Annotated in this window: 11 protein-coding genes; 5 read left to right on the forward strand and 6 right to left on the reverse strand. The window is 72.8% G+C overall.

Annotated features, from left to right (window positions below):
• The first annotated feature begins 25 nt into the window (after positions 1 to 25).
• The 4 genes from ABGB16_RS16000 to ABGB16_RS16015 are packed head-to-tail and all read left to right on the forward strand — an operon-like array spanning position 26 to position 9,829.
• A complete protein-coding gene (locus tag ABGB16_RS16000) occupies positions 26 to 979 on the forward strand; it encodes a TauD/TfdA family dioxygenase (RefSeq protein ID WP_347668843.1) in 954 nt (317 codons plus the stop codon).
• Positions 979 to 1,167 carry an MbtH family NRPS accessory protein gene (locus ABGB16_RS16005; protein ID WP_347668844.1) on the forward strand — a complete coding sequence of 63 codons (189 nt, stop codon included), beginning with the start codon at positions 979 to 981 and terminating at the stop codon, positions 1,165 to 1,167. Before ABGB16_RS16000 ends, ABGB16_RS16005 begins: the two co-directional genes overlap by 1 nt.
• Positions 1,164 to 4,286 carry an amino acid adenylation domain-containing protein gene (locus ABGB16_RS16010; RefSeq protein WP_347668845.1) on the forward strand — a complete coding sequence of 1,041 codons (3,123 nt, stop codon included), beginning with the start codon at positions 1,164 to 1,166 and terminating at the stop codon, positions 4,284 to 4,286. Before ABGB16_RS16005 ends, ABGB16_RS16010 begins: the two co-directional genes overlap by 4 nt.
• Positions 4,283 to 9,829 carry an amino acid adenylation domain-containing protein gene (locus ABGB16_RS16015; RefSeq protein WP_347668846.1) on the forward strand — a complete coding sequence of 1,849 codons (5,547 nt, stop codon included), beginning with the start codon at positions 4,283 to 4,285 and terminating at the stop codon, positions 9,827 to 9,829. The genes ABGB16_RS16010 and ABGB16_RS16015 overlap by 4 nt, the downstream gene beginning before the upstream one ends.
• 58 nt (positions 9,830 to 9,887) lie before the next feature.
• On the opposite strand, the gene ABGB16_RS16020 is transcribed toward ABGB16_RS16015, so the two are convergent.
• Both ABGB16_RS16020 and ABGB16_RS16025 read right to left on the reverse strand, forming a co-directional pair.
• Entirely contained in the window at positions 9,888 to 11,114 is a 1,227-nt protein-coding gene (locus tag ABGB16_RS16020; protein ID WP_347668847.1) for a hypothetical protein, read from the reverse strand.
• Between the two features lie 29 nt (positions 11,115 to 11,143).
• On the reverse strand, positions 11,144 to 11,659 hold the full coding sequence (locus ABGB16_RS16025; protein ID WP_347668848.1) for an NUDIX domain-containing protein: 516 nt from the start codon (positions 11,657 to 11,659) through the stop codon (positions 11,144 to 11,146).
• Between the two features lie 688 nt (positions 11,660 to 12,347).
• Between ABGB16_RS16025 and ABGB16_RS16030 the strand changes: the two genes are divergently transcribed.
• Positions 12,348 to 13,226: an RNA polymerase sigma-70 factor gene (locus tag ABGB16_RS16030; RefSeq protein WP_347668849.1), complete on the forward strand. Its 879-nt coding sequence runs from the start codon at positions 12,348 to 12,350 to the stop codon at positions 13,224 to 13,226.
• 217 nt (positions 13,227 to 13,443) lie between these two features.
• On the opposite strand, the gene ABGB16_RS16035 is transcribed toward ABGB16_RS16030, so the two are convergent.
• The 4 genes from ABGB16_RS16035 to ABGB16_RS16050 form a co-directional block, all read right to left on the reverse strand.
• Positions 13,444 to 14,349: a hypothetical protein gene (locus ABGB16_RS16035; protein ID WP_347668850.1), complete on the reverse strand. Its 906-nt coding sequence runs from the start codon at positions 14,347 to 14,349 to the stop codon at positions 13,444 to 13,446.
• Positions 14,346 to 14,813 carry a hypothetical protein gene (locus tag ABGB16_RS16040; protein WP_347668851.1) on the reverse strand — a complete coding sequence of 156 codons (468 nt, stop codon included), beginning with the start codon at positions 14,811 to 14,813 and terminating at the stop codon, positions 14,346 to 14,348. The genes ABGB16_RS16035 and ABGB16_RS16040 overlap by 4 nt, the downstream gene beginning before the upstream one ends.
• Before the next feature lie 80 nt (positions 14,814 to 14,893).
• Complete coding sequence (locus ABGB16_RS16045) at positions 14,894 to 15,688, reverse strand: hypothetical protein (RefSeq protein WP_347668852.1); 795 nt, start codon at positions 15,686 to 15,688, stop codon at positions 14,894 to 14,896.
• Between the two features lie 510 nt (positions 15,689 to 16,198).
• Complete coding sequence (locus tag ABGB16_RS16050) at positions 16,199 to 17,068, reverse strand: hypothetical protein (protein WP_347668853.1); 870 nt, start codon at positions 17,066 to 17,068, stop codon at positions 16,199 to 16,201.
• Positions 17,069 to 17,082 lie beyond the last annotated feature (14 nt).

Consider the following 17,082-nt stretch of genomic DNA (forward strand, 5'->3'; position numbering starts at 1 on the left):
CCAGTACGAACAGGAGCACACAGCGATGAGCGACACGATCACCACACTGCCGGTGGTCGTCGAGAACGACGGCCGGGCGTTGACCGACCTGATCGACGCCCGGCGCGCCGAACTGCGGGCCAGCCTCGTCGAGCACGGCGGGCTGCTGTTCCGCGGCTTCGACGTCGGCGGCGTGGACGGCTTCGACGCGGTGGTGCGGGCGTTGGCCGGCGAGCCGCTGGTCTACACCGAGCGGTCCTCGCCCCGGCACTCCATCAAGGGCCGGGTCTACACCTCGACCGACTACCCGCCGGACGAGGAGATCTTCCTGCACAACGAGAACTCGTACCAGGCGCGCTGGCCGCTGACGCTGTTCTTCTGGTGCGTCAGCCCGCCGGAGACCCAGGGTGCGACGCCGCTGGCCGACGTCCGCCGGGTGTACGAGCTGATCGACCCGGCCGTGCGGGAGGAGTTCGTCCGGCGCCGGTGGATGCTGGTGCGCAACTTCCACGGCGACTTCGGCACCCGCTGGCAGGAGGTGTTCAACACCGACGACCGGACCGAGGTCGAGGCGTACGCGGCGGCGAACCGGATCGCGCTGGAGTGGGTCGGCAAGGACGGGCTGCGTACCCGCGCGGTGCGGGACGTGGTGCACCACCGGCCCGGGTCGGACACCCCGCGCTGGTTCAACCACGCCACGTTCTTCCACCTGAGCACCCTGCCGAAGGACTACCAGGACGGGCTGCTGGACATGTTCGGCCCCGAGGGGCTGCCCTCGAACACCTACTACGGCGACGGCGGGGAGATCCCGGCCGACGTGATGGAGCACCTGCGGGCCGCGTACCGGGCCGCGAGCGTCCGCTTCGACTACCAGTGCGACGACGTGCTGGTCGTCGACAACATGACCGCTGCGCACGGTCGGGAGCCGTTCACCGGGCCCCGCAAGATCGCCGTCGCGATGGCCGAGCCGCACACCCCCGAGAGCACTGGAGACAACTGATGGCCGAATCCCGTTTCCTGGTCGTGCGCAACGACGAGGAGCAGTACTCGATCTGGTCGGCCGACCGGGAGCTCCCCGCGGGCTGGCACGACACCGGCTTCGCCGGCACCCGCGAGGAGTGCCTGGCCCACATCGACACCGTCTGGACCGACATGCGCCCACGCTCGGTACGGGAGGCCGCGTCATGACCCGGGAGTGGACCTTCCCGGCCTCCTACGCCCAGGAACGGGTGTGGATCGCCAACCAGCTCGACACCGACTCGCCCGTCTACAACATCACCTACCTGTCGGCGTTCCCCGCCGAGCTGGACGCCGACGCCGCCACCGGGGTGGTCGACCAGGTCCTCGCCCGGCACGAGGCGCTGCGCACCCACCTGCGGATGGACGACGGCGCCCTGGTGCAGGTCGTCCGGGAGCACGAGCCGGTCCGGCTGCCCGCCGACGACCTGTCCGGGCTGCCCGAGGGCGAGCGGCGCGCCCGGTTCGACGCCCTGGCGGCCGAGCTGGCCCGCACGCCCATCCCGCTGGACGCCCCGCCGCTGTGGCGGGCCCGCCTGGTCCGGCTGACCGAGGCGTGGGTGCTGGTGTTCGTGGTGCACCACGCCGTCTTCGACAGCCACTCGGCGGTGCTGTTCGGCAGGGAACTGGACGCGTTCGCCCGGGCCGCGCTGACCGGCGCGCCCGCCGACGTGCCCGAGCTGCCCATCCAGTACGCCGACTTCGCCGCCTGGCAGCGCGACCAGCTCGCCGGCGCGGAGCTGGACCGGCAGCTCGCCTTCTGGAAGGCGAACCTGGCCGGTGCCCCGGCCGTCACGGGCCTGCCCCTGGACCGGCCCCGCCCGGCGCGGCTCGGCTTCGCCGGCGACGAGGTGCGCTTCGACCTGCCCGAGGGGCTGCTCGACCGGGTCGGCCAGCTCGCCGTGGCCTCGGCCGCCACCCCGTACATGGTGCTGCTGACCGCGTTCGCCGCCCTGCTGTCGCGGATCTCCGGCGACGAGACCGTGGTGGTCGGGGTGTCCACCGCCGGCCGGGACACCCCCGAGGTGACCCCGCTGATCGGCATGTTCGTCAACCCGGTGGCGCTGCGCTGCGACCTGTCCGGCGACCCGACCGTCGCCGAGCTGCTCGGCCGGGTGCGCGGGGGGCTGGTCGACGCGATGGAGCACGGGCAGACGCCATTCCAGAAGATCGTCGAGGCGGTCGCGCCGCAGCGCGACCCGTCCGTGCAGCCGATCTTCCAGACCGCGCTGAACTTCATCCCCGACTCCGGCCTGGACGCGGTTGCCCTGGGCACCACCAAGGACGACCTGGCCTTCGACGTCACCGCCGGGCAGAGCCGGCTGGTCTACCGCACCGACCTGTTCGACCGGGCCACCGCCGAGGCGGTGGTCACCCGGTACGTGCGGCTGCTCGCCGCCGCGGTCGCCGACCCGGGCGCCCGGGTCTCCGAGCTGCCGCTGCTCGACGACGCCGAGCGGCAGCTCGTCCTCGCCACCTGGAACGACACCGCCCACGACCGGCCGGCCACCACGATCGTCGCCGAGGTGCAGCGGCAGGCCGCCGCCACGCCGCAGGCCACCGCGCTGGTCTGCGAGGGCGCCGAGCTGACGTACGCCGAGCTGAACGCCGCCGCGAACCGGCTGGCCCGGCTGCTGGTGGCCCGGGGGGCCGGCCCGGAGACCCGGGTCGCGCTCGCGCTGCCCCGCTCGATCGACCTGCTCGTGGCGATCCTGGCCGTGCTCAAGTCCGGCGCGGCGTACGTGCCGGTGGACACCGGCTACCCGGCCGCGCGCGTCGCGTACCTGCTGGAGGACGCCGAGCCGGCGCTGGTGCTGGCCACCGCCGACACCGCGGGCCTGGTGCCGGGCGACGCGCTGGTGCTCGACCCGCTCACCGCCGCCGACCTGGACGCGGCCGACCTGACCGACGCCGACCGGCGCGCCCCGCTGCGCCCCGAGCACCCGGCCTACGTGCTGTACACCTCCGGCTCCACCGGCCGCCCGAAGGGCGTGGTGGTGGAGCACCGGTCGGTGGCCGCCTACCTGGCCTGGGCGCGGGCCACCTACCCCGGGCTGGCCGGGACGGCGCTGCTGCACTCGCCGGTGTCGTTCGACCTCACCGTCACCGGGCTGCTCGGGCCGCTCACCGCCGGCGGCACGGTCCGCCTCGCGGCGATCGACGACCCGGCCGCCCGGGCCGGCGGCCGGCCGACCTTCCTCAAGGTCACCCCGAGCCACCTGCCGCTGCTGGAGGAGGCGCTGTCGCCGACGGTCGACCTGGTCATCGGCGGCGAGGCGCTCACCGGCGAGCAGCTCACCGACTGGCGGGCGGCGCACCCGGGCGTCGCGGTGATCAACGAGTACGGCCCGACCGAGGCCACCGTCGGCTGCGTCGCCGCCCGGATCGCGCCGGGGGAGGAGCTGGCGGCGGGGGCGGTGTCCATCGGCACTCCCACCTGGAACACCCGCGCGCTGCTGCTCGACGCCGCCCTCCAGCCGGTGCCCCCGGGCGTGGTCGGCGAGCTGTACGTCGCCGGCGACCAGCTCGCCCGCGGCTACCTGCGCCGCCCCGGGCTGACCGCCGAGCGCTTCCTGCCCTGCCCGTACGGGCCGCCCGGGCAGCGGATGTACCGCACCGGCGACCTGGCTCGCTGGCGGGCCGACGGGACGCTGGAGTATCTGGGCCGCCGCGACGACCAGGTCAAGGTGCGCGGCATGCGGATCGAGCTGGGCGAGATCGAGTCGGCGCTGCTGGTCCGGCCCGGCGTCCGCGAGGCGGCCGTCGTGGTCCGCACCGACTCGGGCGAGCCGACGCTGGTCGGCTACCTGATCGGCGACGCCGACCCCGCGACGCTCGGCGCCGACCTGGCCCGGGAGTTGCCGGCGCACCTCGTGCCGGCCGCGTTCGTCCGGCTGGACGCGCTGCCGCTGACGCCGAACGGCAAGCTGGACCGGGAGGCGCTGCCCGCCCCGGCCGGCGCGGTCGTCGAGGAGGACGCCTACGTCGCCCCGCGCACCGACGCCGAGGTCCTCGTGGCCGAGGTGTACGCCCAGATCCTGGGCGTGGAGAAGGTCGGCGCGCTGGACGACTTCTTCGCCCTCGGCGGCAACAGCCTGCGCGGCATGCGGGCGATGGCCCGCATCCGGGCCGAGGTGGACGTCGACCTGCCCATGCGGGCGCTGTTCGCCAGCCCCGTCGTGGCCGACCTGGCCGCCCAGATCGAGAGCCTGATCGCCGCGGAACTCGACGAGCTCTCCGACGACGAGGTCGCCGAGCTGCTGGCGACGGAAGAGGGAACCACCCCATGACCGACCTGAAGGATCCGGCCCGGGAGGCGGCCCGGCAGGCGCTGATCGCCAAGCGGCTGCGCAAGCGCCAGACCGCCGCCCCGGCCGCCCGGATCACCCCCCGGCCGGAGGGGGCCGAGGTGCCGCTGTCGTACGCCCAGGAGCGGGTCTGGTTCATGGACCAGATCGCGCCGGGCGAGGCGGCGTACCACATCCCGGTGCCGCTGCGGGTGCGTGGCCCGCTGGACGTCGGGGCGCTGCGCGGCGCGCTGGCCGCCCTGACCCGGCGGCACGAGTCGCTGCGCACCCGGTTCCCGGCCGACGCCGACGGCCGGCCGACGGTGGTGGTCGAGGAGACGGTCGAGGTGCCGCTGACCGTCACCGGGGCCGCCGACGAGCAGGCGGCGCAGGCGCTGGTCGAGGCCGCGGCTGCCGAGCCGTTCGACCTGGCCACCGGGCCGCTGCTGCGCGCCCTGCTGATCCGGCTGGCCGACGACGACCACGTGCTGTTCCTCGGCCAGCACCACATCGTCGGCGACGGCTGGTCGGTGGACGTGCTGCTGCGCGACCTGATCACCTACTACCACGGCGGCGAGCCGCCCGCCCTGCCCGTGCAGTACGGCGACTTCGCCGTCTGGGAGGCGCGGGAGCTGGACGGCCCGGCGGCGCGGGGGCACCTGGACTGGTGGAAGCAGCGGCTGGCGGGGATCACCCCGCTGGAGCTGCCGCTCGACGCGCCCCGCCCGGCCACCCAGACCTACCGGGGCGACTTCGTCGAGTTCACCCTGGACCCGGCGGACACCGAGCGGCTCAACGCGCTGACCCGCGACAGCGGGGCCACGCTGTTCATGACGCTGCTCGCCGCGTACCAGGTGCTGCTGGCCCGGCACTCCGGCCAGGACGACTTCGCCGTCGGCGCGTCCGTGGCCGGCCGGTCCGCCCCCGAGCTGGAGAACCTGGTCGGCATGTTCATCAACATGCTGCCGCTGCGCGCCGAGCTGGCCGGGGACCCGACGTTCACCGAGCTGCTGGAGCGCACCCGGCGCAGCGTGCTGGACGGCTTCGAGCACGCCGAGGTGCCGTTCGCGAAGGTCGTCCACGAGCTGGGCCTGCCCCGCGACGTCAGCCGGTCCCCGGTGTTCCAGGCCATGTTCGTGCTGCAGAACTACGAGATGGGCCGGTTCACCGGGGTCTCCGACTCGGCCGAGGTCCGCTTCCAGTGGAACCCGATGGAGCTGCGGGCCACCCGGTTCGACTTCGAGCTGCACGCCGTCGAGACCGCCCGCGGGCTGTGGGGGAAGCTGGTCTTCAACACCGACCTGTTCACCCGGGCCACCGTCGAGCGGATCGCCGAGCGCTGGACGGTCCTGCTGCGGGCGGTCGTCGCGGCGCCGGACACCCCGGTCTCGGCGCTGCCGCTGCTGGCCCCGGGCGAGCGGGAGCTGCTGGCCGGCTGGAACGACACCACGGCCGACTTCCCGACCGGGCAGACCCTGCACGGCCCGTTCGAGCAGCGGGCCGCCGCCACCCCGGACGCGGTGGCGGTCACCTTCGACGGTCGCTCGGTGACGTACGCCGAGCTGAACGCCGCCGCGAACCGGATCGCGCACCGGCTGCGCGCCGCCGGGGTCGGGCCGGAGACCCTCGTCGGGGTCTGCGCGGAGCGCTCGGTGGAGCTGGTCGCCGGCCTGCTCGGCGTGCTCAAGGCCGGCGGCGCGTACCTGCCGCTGGACCCGGAGTACCCGGCCGACCGGCTGGCGTTCATGGTCACCGACGCGGACGCCCCCGTCGTGCTCGTGCAGCGGCACCTGCGCGACGTGCTGCCGGACACCGGCGCGACCGTGCTCGCCCTCGACGACGAGGCCGTCTGGGCCGACCAGCCCACCGACGACCCCGCGCCGACGGCCGGCCCGGGCAACCTCGCGTACGTCATCTACACCTCCGGGTCCACCGGCCGGCCCAAGGGCGTGCCGAACACCCACCGGGGCATCGTCAACCGGCTGGACTGGAAGCAGAAGACGTACCGGCTGGCCGCCGACGACGCCGTGCTGCAGAAGACCCCGGCCAGCTTCGACGTGTCGGTGTGGGAGTTCTTCTGGCCGCTGCGCGAGGGCGCCCGGCTGGTCCTGGCGAAGCCCGGTGGCCACAAGGACGCCGGGTACCTGCGGGACCTGCTGGTCGCCGAGCGGATCACCACCGCCCACTTCGTCCCGTCGATGCTGACGGTGTTCCTCGGCGAGGACGGCATCGAGGCGGCCACGGCGCTGCGCCGGGTGATCTGCTCCGGCGAGGAGCTGCCGCTGGCCTCGGCGACCGAGTTCACCGCCCGGCTGCCCTGGTGCGGGCTGCACAACCTGTACGGCCCCACCGAGGCGGCCATCGACGTCAGCGCCTGGCACTGCGACCCGGCCCGGCTGGCCGGGCTGACCAGCGTGCCGATCGGCGCTCCGATCGCCAACCTGCGGCTGCACGTGCTCGACCCGGCCGGCAACGAGTGCCCGGTCGGCGTCGCGGGCGAGCTGCACATCGGCGGCGTCGGGCTGGCCCGCGGCTACCACCGCCGGCCGGCGCTGACCGCCGAGCGGTTCGTGCCCGACCCGAACTCCTTCGAGCCCGGCGCCCGGCTGTACCGCACCGGCGACCTGGCCCGCTGGCGGGCCGAGCCGTCCGGCGACGATGGCGCGGCGGGCGACGGGCGACCCGCCGGGGTCATCGAGTTCCTCGGCCGCATCGACCACCAGGTGAAGCTGCGCGGCCTGCGCATCGAGCTGGGTGAGATCGAGAGCGCCCTGCGCGAGCAGTCGGGGGTGACCGAGGCGGCGGTGATCGTCCGCGAGGACACCCCGGGGGACAAGCGGCTCACCGCGTACGTCGTCGGCGAGGCGGAGCACGCCGCGCTGAAGGCGGCGCTGAAGGAGAGCCTGCCCGAGTACATGGTGCCGACCGCGTTCGTCACCCTGGACGCGCTGCCGCTGAGCCCGAACGGCAAGCTCGACCGCAGGGCGCTGCCCGCCCCGGTGGTGACCCGGGAGGCGTCGGTGGCGCTGGTCGAGCCGCGCGACGACACCGAGCGGCTGCTGGCGGGGATCTGGTCGGAGGTGCTGGGCGTCGACACGCTCGGCATCGACGACGACTTCTTCGACCTGGGCGGGCACTCGATGCTCGCCACCCAGGTCGTGGCGAAGATCCGCAAGGCGGATCACGGCGGCCGGCCCGTCGGCGTGATGGACCTGTTCCAGCAGCGGACCATCCGCGAGCTGGCCGCGTTCATGTCCGGCGACGCCGCCGACGACGGCCCGCGCCGGCTGCTGTACGAGCTGACCAAGCCGATCCCGGCCGGCCAGCGCGTCCGCACGTACGTCTGCGTCCCGTACGGCGGCGGCAGCGCCATCGTCTACCAGCCGCTCGCGGACGCGCTGCCCGCCGGCAACGCCCTGTACTCGCTGGCCATCCCCGGCCACGACGTGGGGCTCAGCGAGGAGGGGCTGCCGTTCGACGAGCTGACCGGCCGGGTCGCCGCCGAGATCGTCGAGCGGATCGAGGGCCCGATCGTGCTGTACGGCCACTGCGGCGTCGGCAGCGCGATCGTCGCCGAGGTGGCCCGCAAGGTCGAGGCGGCCGGCCGGGAGCTGGAGGCGGTGTACATCGGTGCGATGTTCCCGTTCGCCCGGCCGAAGGGCCTGTACGCCGCCGCCCGCAACCGCCTCGAGCAGCTGCGCAGCAACAAGCACTACGCGAGCTGGCTCAAGTCGATGGGCGTCGACACCGACGAGCTGGACCCGGAGCAGGCGGACCGCATCATCAGCAACATGCGGACCGACTCCCGCAACTCGGAGGAGTACTTCACCGGTCTGCTGGACACCGGGGCGACCAAGCTGAGCGCCCCGATCGTCTCCGTGGTCGGCTCCGAGGACCCGGTGACGGACTACTACACCGAGCGGTACGTCGAGTGGCAGTTCCTCAGCGACAACCTCGGGCTGGTCGTCCTCGACCAGGCCGGGCACTTCTTCCTCAAGTACCGGGCCAACGAGCTGGCCGAGATCGTCACGGGGACGCACCCGGCGGTGCGGGCCGGTGACGTCTCGGCGCTCACCCCGCAGGCGCGCGGCGAGGACGCCGGCTGGGTCGTCGCCGACCACCAGCGTGTCGGCGAGGCCGGAACGGCGGAGAAGACCGTGGTGAAGCCGAGCATGGGCCGGTTCGTCGCGGTGACGCTGGGCCAGCTCGTCTCCACGACCGGCTCGGCGCTGACCGCGTTCGCCCTGCCGATCTGGCTGTTCACGCAGACCGGCTCGGTGGCGGACCTGGGCCTGCTCTGGGGCCTGGCCCTGATCTGCGGCGTGCTGATGCTGCCGGTGGCGGGCGCGATCACCGACCGGGTCAGCCGCCGGAAGATCATGATGATCGCCAGCTCCAGCGCCGGCGCGATCCAGCTCCTGCTGGCCGGGCTGCTCTGGACGGACAACCTGCGGCTGTGGATGATCTACGCCCTGGTGGCGCTGAGCCAGGTCGCCGGGTCGTTCCAGCGCATCGCGTTCCAGTCGGCCGTGCCGCAGCTGGTGCCCAAGCGCTACCTGGGTCACGCGATGGGCGTCACCCAGCTCACCAACGGCTTCGCCATGCTGCTGATGCCCGTGTTCGCCGCCGGCCTGCTGGCCGCGATCGAGCTCAAGGGCATTCTGCTGCTCGACGTGGCCAGCTACGCGGTGGCGATCCTGACCCTGGCCGTGGTCCGCTTCCCCGACCTGCTCGGCTGGCGGCCGAGGGAGCGGCTGCTGGTGGCCATCGCCAACGGCCTGCGCTACTCCTGGCAGCACCGCGGCTTCCGGCTGATGCTCGGCTACTTCGCCATCGGCAACATCTTCCTGGCGCCGGCGCTGGTGCTGACCACGCCGCTGGTGCTGTCGTTCGCCACCGCCACCCAGGTGGCGCAGGTGGCCCTGGCCGAGGCGCTCGGCGCGGTGGCCGGCGGCGTGCTGATGTCGGTGTGGGGCGGCCCCCGCAACCGGCGGATGATCGGCGTGCTGCTCGGCAACCTGGGCACGGCGGTCGGCTGCGTGCTCGTCGGCCTGGACGCCTCGGTGGCGATGATCTGCGTCGGGGTGTTCTGGCTGGCCATGTCGATGACCACGGCCCAGTCGATCTACGCCACGATCGTCCAGGTCAAGGTGCCGCAGCGGTACCACGGTCGGGTGTTCAGCCTGAACCAGACCATCTCCTGGTCGACGCTGCCGATCGGGTTCGCCGTGCTCGCCCCGGCGGCGACGGGCCTGTTCGAGCCGATGTTCGCCCCGGGCGGCGCGCTGGCCGGCTCGGTGGGCGCGGTGGTCGGCACCGGCCCGGGCCGCGGCATCGGCTTCGCGTACGTCTGCTTCGGCGCGGCGCTGGTGCTCGTCACCCTCGGCGGGTTCGCGATCCGGCTGCTGCGGCGCTTCGACATCGAGGTGCCGGACTCGCTGCCGGACGACCTGATCGGCGCCCAGGAGCGGGAGCGGCGGCTGGCCGCCCGCGCCGCCGAGCAGCGGCAGGAGCAGGAGGAGGAGAAGGTGCCCGTCGGGGTGTGACCCGCGGCGGTGGGCTGTGTGGTGGGGCTCCGGCGTCGGCCGGGGCCCCACCGGCGTCTCAGGCGGCCTCGTCTTCCGGCAGGTCGTCGGGCTCGCTGACCCAGCCGGAGAAGACCGGCACCCCGTGCCACGGGCCCGCCCCACCGGCCCGGCGGTCGGTGGCGACGGCGACCACCGCGTACGGGTGGCCGAAGCGCAGCTCCGCCGTCCGGGCCACCCCCTCCGGCGGCAGGCTGACCAACCCGAACGCCCCGGTGACCGCGGCGGCCTCGAACCCGTACCGGGTGTAGCTGGCCACCGTCGCCTGCCGCGCCTCGGCGCGCAACCCCGGCGCGAGCGCCGCGACGGCCGCCCGGAACCCGAGTTCGCTCACGTCGTGCTCGTTCCGCGCGGACCAGCGGGGCAGCACCGCCGCGTGCCGCTCCTCCCGGCCGCCGCGGGCGTGGGTGTGCACGACCTCCTCGCGCAGCGTCCACAGCGGCGTCTCGCCCAGCGGCAGGTCGAACAGCGACCGCCGCCCGGCCGGCTCGGCCGCGTCGGCGCCGGCGGCGATCCGGTACGCGGCGGCCAGCACGTCGGCGGCGGCGACGTCGGGCGCGGCGGCGACCGAGACGACCAGCAGGCCCGCCCCGTCGCCCCCGTCCGGGGCGGGCCGGGCCGCCGCCGTGTGCACCGCCACGTCGCCGGCCTCGGGCGTCGCGGCGATCCACGCCAGGTGGCCGTGCGCCGGGGTACGCAGCACCCGGGTCAGCCGCCCGGCCCAGGGGCTGGCCGGGCCGAGCGCGGACGCCGGGGCGACGTCGAACGGCTGCGCCCACGACACCCGGGTGGCCAGCGCCGAGGCCAGCGCCAGCACCACCTGGGGCGAGACGGTCAGCGGGAAGCGCTCGACCAGCCCGGCCGTGTGCTCCCGGGCCCACGCGTCGAGCCCCGCCTGGTCCGGCAGCTGTCCCGTGGTGGTGGCGCGGGGGAGGGCGGCCCGCCAGGCGGCCAGGCCGGCGGTGTCCGCGTCCGGTCGGTGCCAGACCGCCGTCGCCGACGGTACGAGGGGGTGCGGGGCGTCGAGCAGCGCGGCGGCGGCCCGCGCGGCCGCCGCCGGGTCGGTGCCCAGGAACCCGGCGAGGCCGTCCTCGCGGTGAGAACCGGCGGCGGCGTCCGGGGCCGCCGCGCAGAGCGCGAGCAGCAGCCAGGCGCCGAGCGGGGACGCGACGTGGTGCCGGTCGCCGACCGAGGCGTGCAGCCGGGCGGCGTAGCGGGCCAGCGGGGCGTGAAGGTCCGTCGTCATGGGTCTACTGTGCCCGCCCGGGGCCGTCGTCATGACCACAGCTCGAAGGGCTCGTCGATCTCGTCCCCGGCCAGGAACGCGGCGAGCAGCCCGGGCAGCCGTCCCGGGTAGAACCGCTCGCGGCTCGCCACCACGTCACCGACCGCCCACCAGCGGAAGCCGAAGTAGTCCTCCCGCTCGTAGTCGAGCCGGTCGGTCTCGTCGACGTCGGGGCCGGGGCGGTCGAGGCGTACCGGAAGGATCACCTCGTCCTGCACGTGGCGCCGCTGCCGGTGGATGAAGCTGGCCCACCGCCGCCAGTTCGGCGGCCCGACCCGCGCCGGGTCGACCAGGATGCCGGTCTCCTCGCGCAGCTCCCGCACGGCCGTGTCGAGGTACGTCTCGCCCGGGTCCATCCCGCCGCCGGGCAGCTCCCACCAGGTGCCCAGCCGGGGATGCTCCGGGTCCCGGGTGTGGAACAGCAGCAGCCGCTCGTCCGCGTCGAGCACCACCAGCCGCACCGCGCGGCGCTCGACGACCGGCAGGTCGTCAGGAAGTTCCAGCACACCTCGCCCCTCCCGCCGCGTGGCGGCACCGACACCGCCACGACCGATGATGCCCCAGCCGTGCGGGGGCCGGCGCCCGGTGTCCCGTCGGGCCCTGTGGAGCTGCCCCACCTGTGCTATCACGCGCTACCGCCGGAACAGGATGCACCGCGCGACCCCGAACTGGCTCAGAACCACCACAGCCGGAGTGAACAACGCTTCACTTGGCGTTGACCCGAAGCCCCCGAGCTGCGCTCCGTAATCCGCAAGCCACATACGACCTCCGGGTGCTGTCCTCGTGCCGCTGGGAGGCGGTTGTTGGGTCGTGGCGAGGCGGCGGGCGGTGGCGACGGCGATCAGGACGGCGAAGTTGCCTCGCCTGCGCTGGCGGTGGCTCGCGCGTTCGGCGCAGCTCGCGCGAGTTGTGCCGCTCCCATGGTCGCCGCCCCGTTCGTGCGGGCAGCTCCACAGGCTGCCAGCCCATGTCCGCCCGCCGCGGTCAACTTAGAGCCCGCGCAAATAGGTCAGACGCGCTGCCCCGGATACGAGGCGGGCACGGACCTGCCGCCGTGGTCGAGCTCACCTCGGTGATCGCATTCGCGAACATGAGTACGCGTGGCAACGTGGCGCTCGGCATCGAGTCCGACGGCTTCGCCGCCGCGTGCGGCTTGAGGCCGCTGGCCGAGCGACCGGGAGTAGCGTCCGCGTCATGAGCGAGGACCCCTTCGTCGCCCACCGCAGCCTGCTGTTCACCGTCGCCTACGAGATGCTCGGCTCGGTCGCTGACGCCGAGGACGTGGTGCAGGAGACCTGGCTGCGGTGGGCAGCCTTGGTCGACGCCGAGCGCTGCGAGGTCCGGGACCCTCGGGCGTACCTCGTGCGGATCGTGACCCGGCTCTGCCTCAACCGGCTGCGCACGCTCGCGCGGCAGCGCGAGGAGTACGTGGGCGAGTGGCTGCCCGAGCCCCTGCTGACCAGCCCGGACGTCGCCGAGGACGTCGAGCTGGCAGAGAGCGTGTCGATCGCCATGCTGGCGATACTCGAGACGCTGCTACCGACGGAGCGCGCGGTCTTCGTGCTCCGCGAGGTCTTCGACGTGCCGTACGACGAGATCGCCGAGGTGCTGGACAAGTCGCCGGCGGCGGTGCGCCAGATTGCGACGCGGGCCCGCAAGCACGTGGCGGCGCGCCGGCCGCGGATGTCGGTAAGCCGCACCGAGCAGGAGCAGGTGGTCGAGCGGTTCCTCGACGCGCTGACCACCGGCGACGTGCCCGGACTGCTCAAGGTGCTGGCTCCCGACGTGCTCGTCGTGGGCGACGGCGGCGGCCTGGCCCCGACAATCCCGAAGCCGGTCCGCGGGGCCGCGAAGCTTGCCCCGGTGATGGCCCGCTTCGCCGAGGTCGCGCCCGGCGCCAAGGCTTTCATCGTCGACCTCAACGGCGGCATCGCGGCGCGCATCGACCCCAGTGGCGAGAACGACACGGCCGTGTCGTTCGTCATCGAGGACGGCAGGATCACCCAAATCTACGCGATCCGCAACCCGCACAAGCTCGAGCGGCTGGGCGAGGTGGCCGAGCTTCGACGGTGAGTCCCGGCTTACGCATGCTCGCATCTGCCGCCGAGCGGGCGTCAGGGGCCGCACCTGCGACCGACCAGTCAGCCGACCGCTCGTGGTCGATGTCAGTGCGCCAACTGCGGCGTACAGAGTGATCCCGGTTTCGTGACCTTCGCCGGTGCGTCCTGATTGTTGGGCATTGGCTTGGTTCCGAGGCGGTCGGACGGCGGAGGGATCATTGCCGACTCAGCTACCACAGTCGCCTGGCCAGGTCGAGCACCTCGGACAGTTGCTCTTCGGTCAATCGCCGGGCGTCCCAGGCCAACCGGGCAAGTTCAACGTGGTTGCGGTGTAGACGTGGGTCGGTGGCCGCAGCAACCCCGGCAACGGCTGCCACGTCGTCGTCGGGAATACCCAGGACGGTGGCGAACGCGGTCACGTACTGCGGCGTCAGCCGCGTACGGCCAGGTCCCAGCATCGCGATTGTGGAGGGCGACACCATCGGCCCGTCGCCGATGAACCACAACACCTTCGGACTGTACGACCCGATGTTGCGGTTCCGCAGTAGCCGCAACATCATCTCGCCAGGCCCCAGCGGGTAGCTGTAGCGCGACCGCACAGGCGGCCACGCCGGCGGATGCTCGGGTAATGACCGGACGAACTCGTGCAACCGGCGCAGCGACTGCGGCGCCAACTTGGCCGCCCTCTCCAGTACCGTCCCGACATGCCAAGACCCGGTACCGCTGGCAGGCACCAAATCAGGCGGCAGATCGAGCCCGGCGACCACGAACAGATCCGCCGTGTGTAACCCGAGCGTCGGCGCCAGCCGCCGCACCAACGAAGGACTGGCCGCGCCGCCGGCCAGCACAGCGTCGAGTTCCGGCCGCAGGGCACCCGCTGTCGCGGCAACCTCCCGCCACCGATGCGCCAACAACCGCCCCAACGCGGTTCCGCTCACAGCCCCCACCATCGCGGTCAGCCGCGGGTGTCGTGTGTCCTGACCACGCGACTCCAACAGGCGCGACAGGCGGGCATTCTCCGCCCGTAGCTGCTTCAGCTCGCGCCCGAGCCGATCGACCTCGCTCGCCTCGATCGCATCGACCGGACCCGCCGGCGCATCGTCCCATGGCCCTGCCGCGGCGGGGGCATGGCTCACGTTGTGTCTGCTGCCTCGCGCGACCGGTTGGCGGTGACGAGCCTGCGGTAGTCCGGGTGCGGCCGGGTCATCTCCTCGACCAGCCCGTAGCGCTGGCACAGCGCGAGGCTTCGATGGTTGTCCTGGTGGATGACCGCGAAGACGCGGGCGTCGCGTGGTGGGACCCGGGCGGAGACGTCGGTCATCACGGCGGACATAAGCACGTCGCTGGCGCGTTCGCCGGTGCTGAACCGTCGGCCCTGCCAGGCCCTGGCGATGGCGATGACCTCCAACTTGGTGGCGTCGAACTGCGCGGTGGGGCTTTCGATGACCACCCGCTCGTGGGCGGCCACGCCGAACAACTCCTCGGTGGCGGTGGCGAACGCCACCAGGAGGCGTGGGTCGCCGCTGGTGGCGTGCGGGTCGAAGGTCCAGTCGGTGAGCTGGGTTCGGATGAACTGCTCGACCTCGACCTGCCAGTCCACCTGTGGGTCTGCGCACGCGAATGTGCTGAGCAGGCTTCGGTCGGCTGGTTGACCTGACCGGATGTGCCATTCCGGCTCGGTCATGCGTCGATCCGCACCGGCACGAGAACGCGCAGGGGCTCGGGCTGGCCGCGCAGCAGGCGCTCGTCGGCGGCGGTGATGCGTTGGACGCGAGGATCGCGGCGACCGAAAGGACTGAAGGTGTCGTGTGCCTGAAGGTTGTTGATGTCGATGGCGGGCAGCGCCTCGACGACGGCGCTGGCGGCGTCGAGCTTGTCCATCACCAAGGCGAGCAGTTGGCCGACCTTGTCCCGCCCGGCCGCGACGGCCATCCACCGCGGCACGATCGCGGTGGGCCCGCTGACCAGCACAAGGAGCACATATCCCTCGTGTACCTCGGCGATTCGCCCGGCGATCGTCTCGACGAGCGTCGCGAGTGCCGATTCGCGAGCACGTAGCTCCTCAGTGCGGCGAGCAAGTTCCTTGACCACATCTGCCAGAGCCGTGGGTGCGTTGTCGGGCAGGGTGCCCGCCACGACGCTCTCCGCATCATGTGCGGGCATGTCCGCCAACATTGTCTGCAGCCGCATGAACTCCGGTCCGGACTCGAGCTCTTCGGCTGCCCGGGCCACCCTGCCGGCGACGTCGCGGATCCCTCGCCGTGCAAGGCGGGCGGCCTCGACGTTGAGCGAGCTGAAGATGGTCATCTGGCCGCCGAGGCGCTTGCCGCTACGGCGGGTGACGCGGACTCCCGCTGTCGCCCACTCGTGCAGCCGCAGCGTGCGGAACGGTCCCTCGACGGCGGCCGGCTCGCCAGGCTTGAAGGCATGCACGACCCGGGTCCTGTCCACCACCGGCCAGAGTGTGATCGTCATTCACCCAGTATACCGCCGAGACGTCGAAACGACGCCTCGAAATAAGTGTGAGCTCTCGATGCGGCAACCTGGGGAGCGGGCTGGGAGCATGACGGTGTTCCGCAGCGTCGGGTATGCCTGTACGGACTTAGATTTCGTCCCATTTCATCACGTTTCGGGCGTATTCCCGCACGCGAGCGGGAACATGCCCCTGGTTGATGGCAGCCCTCAAGGCAGCGAAGTCGATTCCGACCCAGTGCGGGTCTTGCCACGTGGAAAGGTACTTCCTTGAGAGGGGCCCGTCATTGGGCTGAGAGGTGCTGCGCGGAGCGGTAAGCGTCGTCGGCCACCCGCGGCTCTCGGCCATCGGGAGCGACGCGGCCGATGGCATCGTCTCCGGTTTTCACCGGCATGACACGACTTTCCCGATCGAGCGGCGAACAGCTTGTCCGTCCGCTTGTTCCTGCTGCCCTGCCCGCCCGTCCACGTCCCCGCCCGGTACCGATGCCGGCACTACCCGCCCGAGTTCAGCTACCGGCGGTCGTCAATGCCTCTGAGCTTCTGCTGGGATGGCTGTCCCATCCCGCTGCGGCCCGAGTGACCGCGCAGCACATCCTGCGCGCGCTGGGTTGGCAGCCGGGCCAGCGCCTCGACATTCAGCCACACCGAGGGGTGCTCGTCATCGCGCCGTGCGCAGCGTCCAGGCCGTGCCGTTGCGGTGCGGGTTGCGGGCCCGGTCGTAGCCGGATGGGCAGGGCACCCCCTGCTCGTTGAGCTCGCGAGGGATTCCCGCGACGCTCTGCCGGCTAGCCGTTGGGCGGAGATCCATTTCACCCAGGGTGCGGTAGCCGGGTCAGGCTCCAGACACTGCTTCCTGCGACCCCAGCGGGCGTGCGTCCTGTTCGGATGCGGGCCCGCGTCGACCAGGCGGTAACCGTACGGCGGTCGGCCGCCCAGGTGGCGACCCTGCTCGATGACCTGGGCACGCATAGCCGCGATCGCCCGGAACCGCGAGCGCTGGATCTCACGCTTCGAATGCACGCCGAGCACCGCCAGCAGCGACAGGTGGAACTCGTTCGTGGCGTCGACTGGACCGTTGAGCTCGGGCAGCCACACCTCGACACTGTAGATCTTGAACAGCGGGGCGAGTTGACGGACCTGGTCGCCGTAGAAGGCACGCTCGAACTCGCCGACCGCGATCGCGTCGAATCCACGATCCGGATCGGCCAGGGCGGCGAGCAGCCGCGCGGCCTGTGGGCGTCGCGGCCACGGCAGCCGGCGGGAGCAGTCGGCGTCGAAGAACTCAGCCACGATCACGCCCCGGCCCTCGACCAGGCCCTCGGCGAAGTCGCGCTGCCACCGCGTCGACGACAACCGATCCTGGAACTCCTTGGTCGACATCCGGCCGTAGAACG

The sequence above is a fragment of the Micromonospora sp. B11E3 genome, from assembly GCF_039871625.1.
In the GTDB taxonomy this organism is placed as follows: Bacteria; Actinomycetota; Actinomycetes; order Mycobacteriales; family Micromonosporaceae; genus Micromonospora.